12 protein-coding genes are annotated in these 16,011 nt (G+C 48.2%); 7 read left to right on the top strand and 5 right to left on the bottom strand.

Annotation, left to right across the window (positions count from 1 at the left end):
• Positions 1-164: 164 nt before the first annotated feature.
• Complete coding sequence (locus tag ACQ31U_RS09005) at positions 165-1,007, bottom strand: cysteine hydrolase (protein WP_431051324.1); 843 nt, start codon at positions 1,005-1,007, stop codon at positions 165-167.
• 158 nt (positions 1,008-1,165) lie between these two features.
• On the opposite strand from ACQ31U_RS09005, the gene ACQ31U_RS09000 reads away from it, so the two are divergent.
• The 3 genes from ACQ31U_RS09000 to ACQ31U_RS08990 all read left to right on the top strand — a co-directional run bounded on the left by ACQ31U_RS09000 (position 1,166) and on the right by ACQ31U_RS08990 (position 4,012).
• On the top strand, positions 1,166-1,993 hold the full coding sequence (locus ACQ31U_RS09000; protein ID WP_431051322.1) for a helix-turn-helix domain-containing protein: 828 nt from the start codon (positions 1,166-1,168) through the stop codon (positions 1,991-1,993).
• A 2-nt stretch (positions 1,994-1,995) separates the two neighbouring features.
• Entirely contained in the window at positions 1,996-2,496 is a 501-nt protein-coding gene (locus ACQ31U_RS08995; protein ID WP_431054319.1) for a protein disulfide oxidoreductase, read from the top strand.
• A 166-nt stretch (positions 2,497-2,662) separates the two neighbouring features.
• Complete coding sequence (locus tag ACQ31U_RS08990) at positions 2,663-4,012, top strand: GntP family permease (RefSeq protein WP_431051320.1); 1,350 nt, start codon at positions 2,663-2,665, stop codon at positions 4,010-4,012.
• Positions 4,013-4,124: 112 nt separating this feature from the next.
• Here the strand turns inward: ACQ31U_RS08990 and mepM are convergent, their stop codons facing one another.
• Positions 4,125-5,702: a murein DD-endopeptidase MepM gene (mepM, locus tag ACQ31U_RS08985; protein WP_431051318.1), complete on the bottom strand. Its 1,578-nt coding sequence runs from the start codon at positions 5,700-5,702 to the stop codon at positions 4,125-4,127.
• Positions 5,703-5,949: 247 nt separating this feature from the next.
• Here mepM and znuC point away from each other — a divergent pair, with 247 nt between their 5' ends.
• Both znuC and znuB read left to right on the top strand, forming a co-directional pair.
• A complete protein-coding gene (gene znuC / locus ACQ31U_RS08980; protein ID WP_431054318.1) occupies positions 5,950-6,738 on the top strand; it encodes a zinc ABC transporter ATP-binding protein ZnuC in 789 nt (262 codons plus the stop codon).
• 10 nt (positions 6,739-6,748) lie between these two features.
• Complete coding sequence (gene znuB, locus ACQ31U_RS08975; RefSeq protein WP_431051316.1) at positions 6,749-7,534, top strand: zinc ABC transporter permease subunit ZnuB; 786 nt, start codon at positions 6,749-6,751, stop codon at positions 7,532-7,534.
• A 53-nt stretch (positions 7,535-7,587) separates the two neighbouring features.
• On the opposite strand, the gene prc is transcribed toward znuB, so the two are convergent.
• Together prc and proQ are read right to left on the bottom strand one after the other, a co-directional pair.
• Positions 7,588-9,612 carry a carboxy terminal-processing peptidase gene (gene prc, locus ACQ31U_RS08970; protein WP_431051314.1) on the bottom strand — a complete coding sequence of 675 codons (2,025 nt, stop codon included), beginning with the start codon at positions 9,610-9,612 and terminating at the stop codon, positions 7,588-7,590.
• Positions 9,613-9,723: 111 nt separating this feature from the next.
• Positions 9,724-10,461 carry an RNA chaperone ProQ gene (proQ, locus tag ACQ31U_RS08965; protein WP_431051312.1) on the bottom strand — a complete coding sequence of 246 codons (738 nt, stop codon included), beginning with the start codon at positions 10,459-10,461 and terminating at the stop codon, positions 9,724-9,726.
• A gap of 248 nt (positions 10,462-10,709) precedes the next feature.
• Between proQ and ACQ31U_RS08960 the strand changes: the two genes are divergently transcribed.
• Complete coding sequence (locus ACQ31U_RS08960) at positions 10,710-11,975, top strand: PqiA/YebS family transporter subunit (RefSeq protein WP_431054317.1); 1,266 nt, start codon at positions 10,710-10,712, stop codon at positions 11,973-11,975.
• Positions 11,953-14,616: an MlaD family protein gene (locus tag ACQ31U_RS08955; protein ID WP_431051311.1), complete on the top strand. Its 2,664-nt coding sequence runs from the start codon at positions 11,953-11,955 to the stop codon at positions 14,614-14,616. The genes ACQ31U_RS08960 and ACQ31U_RS08955 overlap by 23 nt, the downstream gene beginning before the upstream one ends.
• A gap of 262 nt (positions 14,617-14,878) precedes the next feature.
• On the opposite strand, the gene ACQ31U_RS08950 is transcribed toward ACQ31U_RS08955, so the two are convergent.
• Complete coding sequence (locus tag ACQ31U_RS08950) at positions 14,879-16,003, bottom strand: anhydro-N-acetylmuramic acid kinase (protein WP_431051309.1); 1,125 nt, start codon at positions 16,001-16,003, stop codon at positions 14,879-14,881.
• Positions 16,004-16,011: the final 8 nt, after the last annotated feature.

The raw sequence follows: 16,011 nt of genomic DNA, 5'->3' as shown, positions 1-16,011 counted from the left end.
GCCAAGTTTAGAAAAACGGCAAAAAATACCAAGTGCGGTCGGATTTTTTTGGAATGGGGATCGCAGAATTGAAAAATAAGAAGAAAAAACCGCACTTTCTCAATGAAACAACAAAATTCATCTCAAAAGTGCGGTTTGCCGGGGTTCGTTAAAGGCTATTCACCTTAGATTTTAACGCCTAATTTTTTCACGGTTTCTTCCGTGGTCCACAGATCGTTAGCGATTAAACGGAAGTTAATCAATGCCGCTAAGTAGCCGTCGCCTTCAGGAATTTTCGGCCCTGCGGTCGCGTCTTTGACCACCGTCACTTCAAAGCCTTGTTCGATCAATTCACGCAAGTGCGATTCGATACACAAGTTTGCCGCCATCCCTGCCAAGATCACTTGATCCACGCCTTGTTTGCGTAATTGCAAGGCAACATCGTTGGTTTCCGGCCCAAAGATTTTGTGCGGGTTGGCGATGATGGTTTTGCCGTCATAGATATACGGTTTGTACTCTTCCATAAAGTCCGCGCCTGAACCTTCGAAACCTTCCATGGTGTATTGTCCTTTACGCGCAAACATACCGCTGTCATGCATGAAGTGTTCGCCCGGGCCACCGAATTTCCAGCTGTGATCGACCGGATAGTAATAGTGCGGCGAAACCACGACCGGGATATCAGCCGCTTTCGCCGCTTTAAACAGGCTTTCGATATTCGGCACGGTGTTGTTACGGGTAATGCTTTCGCCCATCACGCCCCAGCTGATCCCTTTCGGGCTTAAAAAGTCCACTTGCGGATCAACCACAACCAAGGCGACGCGTTTTTTATCCAATTTCATACCGTGACGCGGCATACCGTATTGTTCCGGTTCGGCATATGGGTCAGCGGCTTTCTTTTCACTCGCCGAAGCCGCCGCGCTTAATCCCATTGCGCCCAACGCCGTTGCCGCCATTGCAATTTGTGAACCTCTGCCTAATACTTGGCGACGTGTTGTATCAATTTGCTGTTCTTTATTCTCATTACTCATGGAAATCACTCCTTTTAGTTGACTATTCAAAATTAACATTGAAGAATATTTCATTCATGCCGCTGAAATACCCCTTGTTTGTTGCTTCGGGGTCAGTATAAGAAAAACATCATGCGGCAAGTTGACCGATCGTCCGGATTTTTTAACCGAGGAAACCAATGGATTCTTTAACCGAGTTTTTTGCCCGTTTTAATTTCAGAAGTGACCTTTTTTTTAGCAGCTTACTCTGCCGGATAGGGGAGTTTAACGAACCGAATAAAAGCTATTTGCATATTGTCCACGACGGCGCCTTCGATTTATTATTAAACAACCACCAGCAAAAGCGCATCAACGAACCTTGCGTGATTTTCTGCCCTAACAGCACCTTACACCGCATTAATCCGTTGGATGAAAGTGGAATTACCGTTTCATGTATCAGTTTTGATTTTGGCGAAGGGGTGAAAAATCCGCTGAACCAAGCTTTGGACGAATGTGTGATCATGCCGCTGAATGCTTGCCCCGAATTATTGGCGGTCGGTGACGCGGTTTATCAAGAATATCAAGTCGATAAATTGGGAAAAGCCCTTGCGATTCACCACTTGTGCAGCTATTTTTTGATTCGGATTATCCGCTACGGTTTGGAAAAACGGCAATTAACCACCGGATTTTTAAACGGGTTAAGCGACGCTAAATTGAGTAAACTGCTGACCGCACTTCATCAAAACCCGGCACATCCGTGGCAATTGGAAGAAATGGCGGAACTGGCTGCCATGTCGCGCTCTAATTTTTCCGCTTATTTTAAAAAAGTCATCGGCATTTCCGCCTTGGATTATTTGACCCAGTGGCGCTTGGCATTGGCGCAACGTAAACTGCGCGCCGGTACACCGATTGCAATCGCCGCGGAAGAAGTCGGTTACCAATACGCCAGCGCCTTCACTCGCGTTTTTACGGCTAAAGTCGGGATGTCGCCGCTGAAATGGTTGGCAAAGTACAAGGATAGTCAATGAGAATCAATGTAAAAAAAATCGCCAAGAACCTGCTGTCGCTGGTGCTCACCTTGATTGTGATGAGCGTGATCGTTGATTGGCTGCGCAAACCGCAAGTGCCGAATAATGCGGACAGCACCGCACTTTACGATTTGCAAAACCAGCCGTTCTTTTTAGCGCAACTCAGCCAAGACCGCCCGGCAATTCTCTATTTTTGGGGCACTTGGTGCGGCTATTGCCGCTATACTTCTCCTGCGATTGATTCGCTCGCCAAAGACGGCGTGCCGGTTGCCACTGTTGCCTTGCGTTCCGGCGATAAATCAACGGTGCAAGCCTATCTCGCTGAACACGATTACCAATTTCTGACCGTCAATGATCCGAATGGCGCCATTGCGCAACAATGGCAGGTTGCCGTCACTCCGACGATTATTATTTTTGATCAGGGCAAAATGGAATTTGCCACCAGTGGATTGAGCACTTACTGGGGGCTCAAAGTGCGGTTGTGGTTGGCGGAATGGTTCTAAGCGCGGCATTGACTTACTGATTAAAAAAAGAAGTTGAAGTTTATCGCAAATCCGAGAAGAAAATCTATTCAAAAAAAGAAACCCTTGATATGTTAAGCAGGTAGCCTGTCAGCGGCAGGCTATCAAGGTCGTCAAATGAATTCTCCAAAATAGGCGGGAGGTTTTTATGAGTGGTTTCGGACTGGTTATTCTCTTGATTGCGGGCATTTTGTTTATCGTTATTTCTACCGCAAAATACAAATTACACCCTTTTATTGCGTTATTACTCACGGCGTATGCTATCGCTCTGTTTTCCGGCGTGCCGATTGCCGATACGGTCAAAACCATTACCACCGGCTTCGGCGGTATCTTGGCGTATATCGGGATCGTGATTGTGCTTGGAACCATTATCGGCACGATTTTAGAAAAAACCGGTGCTGCGATTGCAATGGCGGATTTTGTCCTCGGTAAAATCGGCCGCCAACGCCCGGTGTTGGCAATGAGCATTATCGGCTACATTGTTTCCATTCCGGTTTTTTGTGATTCCGGTTTTGTGATTTTATCCTCGCTGAAAAAATCGCTGATTCGCCAAACCGGAAAATCGGCGGTGGCGATGTCGGTTGCCCTGGCAACCGGTTTATACGCCACTCACACCTTAGTGCCGCCGACCCCGGGGCCTATTGCCGCAGCAGGCAACCTACACGTCGGTAACTTAGGTTTAGTGATTTTGTTCGGGCTGGTTATTGCCCTGTTTGCGGTCGGTGCGGGTTATCTCTATGCCGAATGGGCGGGGAAACGTTATCGCTGCGCACAGGATGATCTCCCCAAATTGATAGATGACGAAGAGATTCAAGCGCTGTATAAACAAATTCCGTCAACCTTGAATGCATTCTTGCCGATTATCGTCCCCATCGGATTGATTGCTTTTGCTTCACTCTTAAAACTGCTGTTTGTCGGCGTGGATAATCCGGTATTGAAGTGCTTTTATTTTATCGGCGAACCGGTGACCGCACTGTTGATCGGCTTATTCTTTGCCGCCCGCTTATTACCGGAATGGAGCAAAACCACCTTAACCGATTGGATCGGGCAAGGCGTGAAAGATTCCGGCAGTATTTTGATCATCACCGCAGCCGGGGGCGCTTTAGGCGGGGTATTAAAAGCCAGCGGTATCGGCGATTACCTCGGATCGCTCTTGCAAGGCATGAGTTTAGGTATTCTAGTGCCGTTTATTATTGCCGCCGCCCTAAAAACCGCGCAAGGCTCCTCCACCACCGCACTGGTGGTCACGTCCACCATTATTTATCCGCTACTGCAACCGCTCGGTTTAGACAGCACCATCGGTTCGGTGCTCGCCATTATGGCAATCGGTGCCGGCGCCATGACCGTCTCCCATGCCAATGACAGCTTCTTCTGGGTGGTGGCGGAATTTAGTGAAATGGACGTTGAAACCGCCTATAAATCGCAAACCATGGCAACCTTGGTGCAAGGGATCGTCACGATTATCATCGTCGCCATTCTGGCTTGGATTTTGTTATAACACGCCCCTGACCGCACTTAAAAGTGCGGTCAATTTTCATCACCAAACGGCTAAAAAATCGGACTTAAGCGAGCGATTTACACAAAACCCCGCTGGCGGGCGGGGTTTGGAGCTATAGTTTCAATTTTCGCACGACTTCTTTCGATTTGGCTAAAAATGCCTTGCGTTCTTTCGCCGGTAATCCGGTGTTGCTGCCCGGCAGCTTCACTGTCATCGGATTGACCGGGCGGTCATTGATATGGAATTCATAGTGCAAGTGCGGTCCGGTGGAGCGGCCGGTATTGCCGGAAAGTGCGATCCGTTCGCCGCGTTTCACCTTTTGTCCCGGTTTGACTAGCGTTTTACTCAAGTGCATATACACGGTTTTATAATTGCGCCCATGCCGTAGCACAATATAACGCCCGGCACCGTTCGCCTGATAAGCGACTTTCACCACTTCGCCATCAGATGGGGCGATAATCGGCGTGCCTGTCGGCAAAGCAAAATCGACCCCTCTATGCGGGCTAATCCGTTTAGTGACCGGATGACGGCGTGCCGGATTAAAATGGGATGAAATCTTCGGCTGGCGCGTCAGCGGATAGCGGGCGAAACCACGTCCTAAGGTCTCGCCGTTGACATTAAAATACGCCCCGTTCGCCGCCTGAATCGCATAATAGCTTTTACCGCGGTGTACAATGTGAATCGCATCAACCCGTGCTTGTCCGGTGAGTTTATCGCCCAAATATTCTCTGTCCATTAAAATGGCGAACTTATCCCCTTTGCGCAAGGCTTTAATACTGACTTGCCACTGAAGTGCGGTCGCCAATTGATTAATCTGGCGCGCGGAAATGCCGTGCCGGGTGAGGCTGTTAGATAAGGAACCTTGAATTTGCCCTTTAATCACCTCGCTTTTCCAAACGCTTTTCTTTTTCAACACTTGTTGTGTATAGCTGCCGTTCGCTTGCCGTTCGTAAATCCGCTCTTCTTTATCCGATACCAGCCAGTTCATATATTGCAGCTGATCGTCTTTATTTAAGATCCAGTAAAATTGCTGCCCGGCTTTGAGATTATTCAAGTCCGGATAGGCTTTAATCAATGCCGCGCTGACCGACGGCTCCAAACCGGATTGATCGAGAATATCTTTCAGTTTTTGCCCTTTCACCACCGTTTCACTGAACTGATTGCTGATTCGCCATGCTTGGTCGGCAGCATCCAACAAAATGTCCAGCGCGCTCTGCGCTTCGTCCGGTAAATAATCGGTATCTTGCGCTTCACCGTCTACGACCGAACCCGGTTCGACCTCATCGTCCTCGGCGGTCAATTCGTCATCATAAGAGGTGGCATTCGGATCTTCTTCGTTTGCAGCCGGCGCGCTGTCTGCCGGTTGGGCTTTCGTCTGCTCACTCGAATTAAGCGCTGTTGTCGAGCTTGATTTCGGTTCCGATTCCTGTTCTGTCCCTGCCGATTCCGAAACGCCGGATTCCGTCGTGGTAACCGCCGCCGGAGATTCGGATTGAATGTGTTGATAAGCGCTTTCGGCTTCCGTTTGGCTCGGCAACGACTCCAGCCGCGGATCCGGTGTCACATTGCCGTCTTTAGGCAACAAAAAATACAGCGCCACAGCCCATAACAACACGAATATTGTCAGAAACAATATTTTTCGATTGCGGACACGCCTTTTTCTGTCCCTGGCTAAAATAACACTTTTCACAATAATTAATTCTTAAACATTTCCATCGCCGAAGACGGCGGATAAAGATAAAATAAAGCATGGTTGTGAGACACTGAAAAAGTTCAAAAAGTTCTTGGTTCGCCGTTCATCTGCCGATTAAAACGGCAATCAGAAAAGTTCAAGCGCTTTTTCATGCCTATTGCGGACGTATTGCGGTTGCATATTGTGTGCCTCGGTAAAATCCGCTATTCTGCTACTCTTTATCAGCAGCAAAGGCAACCTTGTGATCGACCGTCAGCAACAACCGCTTATCGAACTACAAAATATCTGTGTCAGCTTCGATTCCAAACCTATTTTGGATAAAATCAATCTACAACTTTATCCCGATTCGGTGACGACCATTGTCGGCCCTAACGGCGGCGGCAAATCGACCCTATTGAAGGTCTTGCTCAAGTTAATCCGCCCGAATAGCGGCACGGTGAAATCCAAAGCCAAGCTACGGATCGGCTATGTACCGCAAAAAATGTATCTCGATCATACCTTGCCGTTGACCGTAGCAAAATTTTTATCCCTTAAACAAGGCGTGCAAGCCGAGCAACTACAACAAATTTTGCAGCAGCTTTCGATTCAACGTCTGGCACAACAAAGCATGCACAAACTCTCCGGCGGTGAAATGCAGCGCGTATTGTTAGCGCGCGCGTTACTCAACCAACCGGAATTATTAGTGTTGGACGAACCGGTGCAAGGCGTCGATATTGCCGGTCAGGCGGAACTGTATCAGCTTATTAACCAAAGTAAAAGCAGAATTCACTGTGCGGTGCTAATGGTATCGCATGATTTGCATTTGGTGATGGCAAACACCGACCAAGTATTGTGCATTAACCAACATTTGTGCTGCGCCGGCACGCCGGAAATAGTATCCGAACATCCTGAATTTATTCAATATTTCGGTGATCAATTTGCACAAAGCTTCGCACTTTACACTCACCGCCATAATCATAAACACAATTTACACGGCGATGTCTGTTGTAGCAATGAAAGCGTTTCTGCCCATTGCCACCACACCCACAATTAGGATATAGCCCATGTTTGAAATTCTCCTGCCCGCTTGGATCTGCGGCATGATTTTATCGTTGCTGACCTCGCCTCTCGGCGCTTTTGTGGTTTGGCGCAAAATGTCCTATTTCGGCGATACCCTGGCGCATGCCTCCCTGTTGGGCGTAGCTTTGGGCTTATTGCTGCAAATCAATCCCTATTTTGCAATTATCGCGATGGTGTTACTGCTCGCTTGCCTATTAGTTTGGTTGGAAAATTACACCACGTTTTCGGCGGATACCCTGCTCGGCATTATTGCACACAGCGCCTTGTCCTTAGGGGTGGTGGCGATTGCGTTAATGGATAATGTGCGGGTTGATCTGATTTCTTACCTGTTTGGCGATATTCTGGCAGTGGACTACCACGATCTGTATTGGATTATCGGCGGGGCGGCAATCGTGTTAGTGGTGCTCATTCGGTTTTGGAAACCGTTACTCGCCACCACAATCAGCGCCGAATTGGCACAAGTCGAAGGCATTAACACCCGCGGAATGCAAATGATCCTAATGCTAATGACGGCTTTGACCATTGCCCTGAGCATGAAATTTGTCGGGGCTTTGATTATCACCTCGTTGTTGATTATTCCGGCGGCTACGGCACGACGCTTTGCCAAAACACCGGAGCAAATGGTTGTCATCGGATATCTGTTTAGCTGCCTTGCCATCAGTTTAGGATTGAGCCTATCCGCACTTTATGACACCCCGGCAGGTCCTTCGGTGGTGCTTGCCGCCTCGGGATTATTTACCCTGTCGTTGTTAAAACGCGAGCAACGGTAATAAAAACCCGTTGATTATTTTCAACGGGTCTTATTTTCTTTATTGACGGCTTACTATTGCTTAGTAAACGCAACATAATCCGCTGCAACTTTTTCTGCTTCACGCAAGAAGAAATCCGGAGCTTCATAATCTTTCGCCAAATCATCCAGATTTTTCAGCGGTTTTTTGCCTTCGGCTTTAAAACGCTCATTTAACGCTTTCAAGCGGCGGGCTTCATCGGTACGGTTTTCATCTTGTCTGTCTTTTAAGTTTAACGACAAGAACTTGCGCTCAGACCGCTCTTTTTGAATTTCCAGCTCTTTTTCCAATGCGATAAATTCGCGCTCTTGTGCAATCCGTTTTTGATGTAACGGAATCAAACGTTCGATATTCGCTTTTTGCGCCGGCATCACCGAGTAATCCGCCGCCGGTATTTTATCCCACGGCAAAGCATTATCTTCACTGCTTTCACCGACTTTATCCACATCGATTAACGACGGGAAAGTAATATCCGGATCAACCCCTTTGATTTGGGTGCTGCCGCCGTTAATACGGTAGAATTTTTGGATGGTGTATTGAATAAAGCCCAATGGCGACTGATCCATATCATACACAAAATTCAGCGGACGGCTCTGCTGTACCGTGCCTTTACCAAAGGTTTGTTGTCCTAAAATAATTGCGCGCTGATAATCCTGCATTGCCGCCGCAAAAATTTCGGAGGCGGAAGCACTGTAGCGATCAATCATCACGAACAGCGGACCTGGATACACCTGCGCACTATCCGGATCCTGATGAATACGAATGCGGTTATAGGCATCACGCACCTGCACAATCGGACCGTCGGAAATAAACAAGCCGCTCAATGACACGGCTTCGGTCAAAGCACCGCCGCCGTTTTCACGCAGATCGATAATCAGCGCTTGGACTTTTTTCTGTTGCGCCTGTGCCAATAACTTACGCACATCGTCGGTCAATCCCAGATAAAAACTTGGAATTTTAATCACGCCGATCTCACTGCCTTCAACCTTATTGACTTCCAGTTTAGCGGCATTGTCTTCGATCCGCACTTTATCGCGTACCAAGCTGATAATTCGGGTTTTTCCGCCTTTCGCCGGTTCGATTTCCAAGCGCACGGTCGAACCTTTCTTGCCTTTGATTTTGTCTACCACATCATCTAAACGCCAGCCGACAATATCTTCGATTTCGCCTTTTTCGCCTTGTCCGACCCCGACGATTTTATCGCCTGCCGCCAGTTTTTTGCTGCGCTCCGCCGGTGCGCCCGGCACCAAGGAACGGATAACGGTTTCGTCATCTTCCGATTGCAAGGTGGCACCGATTCCCTCAAGCGACAAATTCATATCTTCGGTAAAACTTTTGGCATTGCGCGGCGACAAATAACTGGTGTGCGGATCAATTTCACGGGCGAACGCATTCAAGAACAGCTGGGAAATATCGTCCGCTTTGGTTTGGTTCAGACGCAAAATCGCCAAATTATAGCGTTTGCTCAGTTTTTTCTTAATATCCGGCCATTTGCTGTTTTTCAAACGCTCGCTGATCACATCGTTTTTAAAGCGTTGTAACCAAAGTTTGTCTAACTCGGCAGTATCTTTCGGCCAAGTCGTCATTTTGGACCGGTCGATCTCAATTTGATCATTACCATTCAAATCCGGCTGTTTATCCAGTAGCGATAACAGATAAACATAACGTTCATAACGGCGTTTGGTCATCAATTCATAGGCTTTGAACGCCAATTTCAGCTCACCGGCATACAGGCTTTGCTGTAAGTCCTTGTCCGCCTCGGCGCGCAGGGTATCGACATCGCTTTGTAAAAAGGTGTTATGGTTATAATCGAGGAAATTCAGATAACGGGTAAACATTTTGTCTAAAAACGCCTGATCAATCGCAAATTTACTGTAATGCGATTGAGTTAAGCGTGCAGTGACGCGTTTGACCGCGGTTGACTGGGTTTCTCCCGGTTGCGGCAATTGAATATCTTCATATTTCAAATTCGCTTTCACCGCTTGAACCGGTTGTGCCGTCAATGTTAAGGAAGCAAACAACACGGCAAACAAACCATATTGTAATTTTTTTATCTTCATCCTCAATTCCTAAAAGAAACGTTTAGTAGTTAGCCGAAGCCCGAAATAAATAAAACACCGCACTTTGCTCAAGCGCGATGTTTATGTGATTAGCCGACAAATACGAATAAGCTATTCTGCATGGTATAAGTGTTCAAATGCCACATTCAAGGTCATGCCGCTTTGCAGCTGCACTCTGACAGAATCTTTCATCACCTCGATCACGGTTGCCGAGTTGGCTTTTTCCGCCAGTTTTACCTTCACCGCTTGCCCTTTTTGCAACCCTTCGACACTGATCGGCGTCAATTTCAATTCGGGTTTACGCACTTTGTTGCTATCACCGGTAGTTTTTTCGTGCTTCACATGGACTTTAGCCGGACGGCGTTGCGCCTTTTTAGCTGCCGTTTTTTTGCTCGCATTTTCCGTTTTATCGTTTTTATCCGCCTGTTTGGCTTTTAACGCCGCACGCATTTGCGCTTTGCGTTCCGCAACTTTGGCTTTCGCTTGCTGTAATTGTTCGGCGGCATGATCGGCATGTTCTTGTTCTAATACGCCGCTTGCATTACCGTCCAAATCGACCCGCACCGCACCTAACTTGCAGCCGTGCAGATAACGCCAGTTAGAGGTATATTGACGCAACGCTTGACGCAGCTGGGTTTTGCTGACCCGTTCATCACCTTCAAGTGCGGTTGCCAAATCTTGAAAAATACCGATTTTTAGCGGTTTGGCTTCCCCTTCCAAACTAAAACAAAGCGGAAATTTTTCTGCAAGATAAGCAATCACTTCTTTGCTGTTGCCTAATTTTTGTAACTCAGGCTGTTGTTGTACTGGTTGTTGTTCCAACTGTTGTTCTACTTGTTGTTCTGACATGAAATTATTACTTCCTGAATCGTATTATCAAATTTTTGCCGAGCCGATATGCGCGGCAAGAAACTAAGTCGATAGGGGCATAGTCTAGCTTAATTTTTGATTGCTTGACAACATTTAATCATGTGATTTGGCATAACAACCCGTTGTTTTCTCGAATTTACACCGTTTTTCCTTTCCGGCACGGCTATAGTCATCAATTCCGCTTTATATTATAATTGACCATTAACACAATTTTTACAGGAACGGTTATTATTAAAATCTTATCCCGAGTCAGCCAACAGCATTTACTGCGCTGTGACGAATGCGATACGCTGGTCAGCGTGCCGCGTTTACATTCACGGCAGGTTGCCTGTTGCCCGCAATGCGGCGCCGAATTACGCTCCGGCAATCGCTGGAGTTTGCGTCGTTGTGCAATCATTGCACTCTCGATTCTGATTTTAATGCCGTTTGCATTCACCTTTCCGCTGCTCAGCATCGAATTGCTCGGCGTGCCGGTTTATGCCTCGGTGTGGGAAGGCGCATGGAAAATCGCCACTAACAATGATATTTACACCGCCTTTATGGTGTTGCTGTGCGCGATTATCATGCCGCTCTGTTTTGCCAGTTTGGTGCTGTTTTTATGGATCGCCAAACGCTTTCGGCATCGTCCGCGTAATCTGCTGTTAATGCTGGGTTATATCAAACCTTGGGTGATGTTGGATGTCTATCTGGTCAGCTTGGGTGTCGCCGCGTTTAAAGTGCGCGAATACGCCACGCTGACGATTGATATTTATTTTTTGGCTTTCGTGTTTACCGCACTTTTAACCACGTTGTTGTTTATCAAGATTAATCCGCTTGCCTTATGGAACGAATTTTATCCGCAATTCGGCTATCCGACCAAGAACGAAGAGGAAAAAACGACACTCAAACATTGCCACCAATGTAACTACACCTTTGCCGAAGCGCATGGTACGCGCGACAGCAAAGGGCGGCTGTATTGTCCGCGCTGCGAATCGCTGTTGGATATTGATGACAATGCCAAATTACAGCGCACTTGGGCGGCGTTGATTGCCGGCATTATTATGCTGATTCCGGCAAATTTGCTGCCGATTTCTTATGTTTACCTTAACGGCGTACCGAGTGGCGACACCCTGATTTCCGGGGTCATCACGTTCGTCGGCATGGGCAGCTATTTCGTGGCTTTCGTGGTGTTTACCGCCAGTATTTTTGTGCCGTTCAGCAAAATTTTCGCTATGATTTATCTATTAATCAGCGTACAACGCAAAAAAATCGGCAATATTCATAAAAAAATGAAGTTGCTGCATTTGGTGCATTTTGTTGGACGTTGGTCAATGTTGGACTTGTTCGTGCTCTCACTGATGATGTCGTTGGTGACACGCGGACAATTGATTAATTTTTCAGTCGGCCCCGCCGCCTTTTATTTCGGCGCCGCCGTTTTTCTTACCATGATTGCCGCCGAGCAATTTGACAGCCGTTTACTTTGGAAATTATATGACAAGCAACACGCCAAATAATCCGCCCGCAGCCGGATTTAAGCCGGAAAAAGTACACAATGCCACGCTGAAACGTTTAAAAAGTATCTCGCCGTTCTGGTTACTGCCGATTGTCGCCCTGATTATCGGTTTGACCCTGTTTGCCAAAATTTTGGACGAACAAGGCGAAAGCATTACCATTTATTTCACCAATGGTGCGGGAATTAGTGCCGATAAAACGCCGGTGCGCTATCAAGGGCTGCAAATCGGGGTGGTCAGAAAGGTTCAATTTACCGAAGATCTGAAACAGATCCGCGTCACCGCCAGCATTAATCCGGAAGCGAAAGCCGTATTACGCGAGAACACCAAATTCTGGTTGGTGCAGCCGAGCGCCTCGCTTGCCGGGATTTCCGGTTTGGATGCGTTGGTTTCCGGCAACTATATCACCCTTGCGCCGGGCGACGGCGACAGTGCCGATGAATTTGTCGCCGAATCGGAAGGTCCGATGGCGCAAATGGACGAAGGTGATATTTTAGTCCATCTGTTAGCCGATAATTTAGGCTCGATTTCGGCAGGCGCGTCCGTCACTTATCGTAAAATTCCGGTCGGTTCGATTTCCGATTACCGTTTTAAAGAAGCGCTTCAAAAAGTGGAAATTGATGTGGTGATCCAAAAATCCTACGCCCATTTAGTCAAAAAGGATTCCCGCTTTTGGAACAGCAGCGGCTTGCAAACCGACATCAGTCTGAGCGGGATTTCCGTCGATATGGACAGCTTGACCTCGTTGGTGATCGGTGGCGTTTCCTTTGACTCGCCGGACGACAGCCCAAGTGCGGTCAGCGGCGAAAGTTATATGCTGTTTAAAGACGAGAAATCGGCACAGCGCGGGATTGAAGTCGATATTACCCTGCCGAATATCCGCGGTTTAAAAGTCAATACCACGCCGCTCTATTATCAAGGTTTCAAAATCGGCACGCTGTCGGCACTCAATGTCAATCTTGAGGGCGAAATCAACAATACCGTGCAAGGCAAATTATTAGTCAATGACAATATGCGCAATCTGTTGCGCAGCGGCAGTAAGATCACCATTAACGAAAACAGTTTGGCGACAGATGACCTGAGCAATTTGGAAAAACTGCTGGCAGGTCCTTTCTTCACCCTTGTCGCCGGCAGTGGCGATCCACAAACCGAATTTACTGTACTGACCCAATCGGAATTATTGCTAAGTCTGCCCGATACCCTCGTGCTCCAGCTATCTGCGCCGGAAACCTATAATGTCAATGTCGGACAAGGGATTTTTTATAACGGCATTCGTATCGGTGAAATCGCACAACGGCAGGTTTCGGTGGACGGGGTCGAATTCAAAATTGCGATTGCCGGCGAATATCGCCATCTGATTTATGCCAATACCAAATTTGTCGCCGCTGCTAATTTAAATGTCAATATCGGCGTGGACGGGATTCAGTTTGAAGCCGCCGCCCCGGAACGCTGGCTGCAAGGCGGAATTCGGGTCGCCGTCAACCGCCAAGGCGAAGGCAAACCGCTGTCCGCTTATCCGCTGTATAAGGATCTGAGCAATGCCGCCGCCGGGATCACCGGAGACAACCTGCAACCGAATATCACCCTCAGTTCCGCCGCCTTGCCGGGAATCGAAAGCGGCTCGCTGGTGCTGTATAAACAATATCCGGTCGGACAAATCATCGCCGTGCGCCCGACCGATAAAGATTTTCAGATTGATGTGTTTATTAACAATCAATATCGTAATTTATTGACTGCGCGCAGTAAATTCTGGAGCGAGAGTGCGGCGCAGGTTGACATCAGCCCGAAAGGCGTGACCATTCAAGCCGCACCGGTCATGCGCACCTTAAAAGGCGCGATCAGCTTTGAAAATTTTGGTGCGGCGTCAAACAGCAAGCAACTCTACAGCTCGGAAATTGCAGCGCGCTCGGCGGGCAATGAAATTATTCTAACCTCAACCGACGCACGCGATCTGAGCAAAGGCATGCCGATTCGCTATATGGGCGTGACTATCGGTGAAGTGGTGTCGATCGATCTCGATCAGAAAAATAACCGTATCCGCAGCAAGGCATTAATCCAACCGAATTACTATGCGCTGATCAGCAAAAAAGGCAGCCGCTTTAAACTGATTTCGCCGCGCATTTCCGCCGGTGCGATCGATAATATCGACAGCTTATTGCAGCCATATATTGACGTAGAGGTCGGCAAAGGCGAAACCAGCAAGACCTTCCGCCTGATTAAAGAAATGAGCAATGCCACCAAATTTGCCAACGGTATGCCGCTGATTTTGGAAACCTCCAGCGCCTTCAATTTAAGTGAAGATTCACCGGTGCAATACCGCGGGGTAGAAGTGGGCTTAGTGCAAAAAATCCGGTTGAACGAACTGGGTGATCGGGTGTTGGTCGATATTATTATCAGTGATAAATATAAGCATTTGGTGCGGCAAAATTCGCAATTTTGGATCACCTCCGGTTACAGTTTCGGTTTTGGTTTGCAAGGGTTTGAATTCGAAACCGGCAGCGTGCAGCAATTCCTGAAAGGCGGTATCACCTTCGGCACGCCGTCCGGTACGGTAGTGCAACCTGCCGCCAAAGCCAAACAACGTTTCCTGTTGCAACAACAATTGCCGCCGGATTCTAAATTCTGGAATCAGGGCGCGTATTAGATTATTGATAAAAGTTACCGGTATAGTAGGGGCGGATTAGATATCCGCCCGAGATTGTTGACAAACTGACTTCTCCCTCCGCGTGCGGAGGGAGTACCATTTTTCGCAAGAAAAATGGAGAGGGAGGGGGAATATGAAAATGCAACATATTCATTTTTAACATTCTTTATGCCTCCCTCCGTCCTTCGGACACCTCCCTCCGTATACGGAGGGAGAGAAATATATAATCCGCCCTTACTTTTTTACGCTTTTAAACCCTTAATCATCTCTCCGCCGGATAAATCGCCCCGAGCGAGACCGCACTTTGCGCCCCGGTGACGCTCGGCAGATTGCCTGCCAAATTGTGCATGCGTTGATAAGCAAGCCAAGCAAATGCCGCAGCTTCGACATCGTCGACATTTAAGCCAACTTCCGTGGTCGTCAACACCTGCCAATCGGTTAAAAGTGCGGTTAAGCGCTGTATGATTAACGGATTTCTTGCACCGCCGCCACACACCAGTAAGCGGCACGGCAAGCCTGCTTGTGCCGCGATCGGCAGTAATTGCCGTACGATACTTTGCACGGTCAATTCAAGCAAGGTCGCTTGCACATCTTCGGCGGCAATGGCGGGTAACGCTTGCATTTTTTGTTGCAGCCAAGCCAAATTAAATAACTCGCGTCCGGTGCTTTTCGGCGGCGGCAAACTGAAAAACGGTTCGTCTAACAAACTCTCCAGCAGTGCCTGATCGACCTGACCGCACTTTGCCCATGCGCCGTCTTTGTCGTAGCGCTTGCCTAGATGGCGTTCAATCCACACATCCAATAACGCATTACCCGGCCCGGTATCGTAGCCAATCACCGTTTGTCCCGGCACTAACACGGAAATATTGCTGATCCCACCGATATTCAACACCACATTAATCCGATCCGTTTCACTGAAGATCGCCTGATGAAATGCCGGCACTAACGGCGCGCCCTGTCCGCCGAATGCCATATCTTTGCGCCGGAAATCCGCCACCACGCTAATGCCGGTTTTTGCCGCCAATAAATTAGCGTCGCCGATTTGCATGGTAAACGGATACTCACTGTCCGGCGAATGCCAAATGGTTTGCCCGTGGCAACCGATCGCCTGAATCTGATCGGCGGCTAATTGCTGTTCCGCCACAAACCGATTGACTACTTCGGCATACAATAACGCCAAACGATGATCCAATTCGCCAAGTTGTTGCAAGCTGGTTTGTCCGCTGCTGAACAACGCCGACAGCCGGTTGCGTAATTCCTCGGGCATTGGCATAAAATCGGCGGCAAGCAAGTGCGGTGTATCCGGTTGCTGAAAATCAACCAACGCCAAATCCACCCCGTCCAAACTGGTGCCGGACATCAGTCCGATATAATATTGCGGCTGCATGGTCACCT

The sequence above is a fragment of the Testudinibacter sp. TW-1 genome, from assembly GCF_050613185.1.
Lineage (GTDB): Bacteria > Pseudomonadota > Gammaproteobacteria > Enterobacterales > Pasteurellaceae > Chelonobacter.
This window is presented reverse-complemented; position numbering and strand designations above follow the sequence as displayed.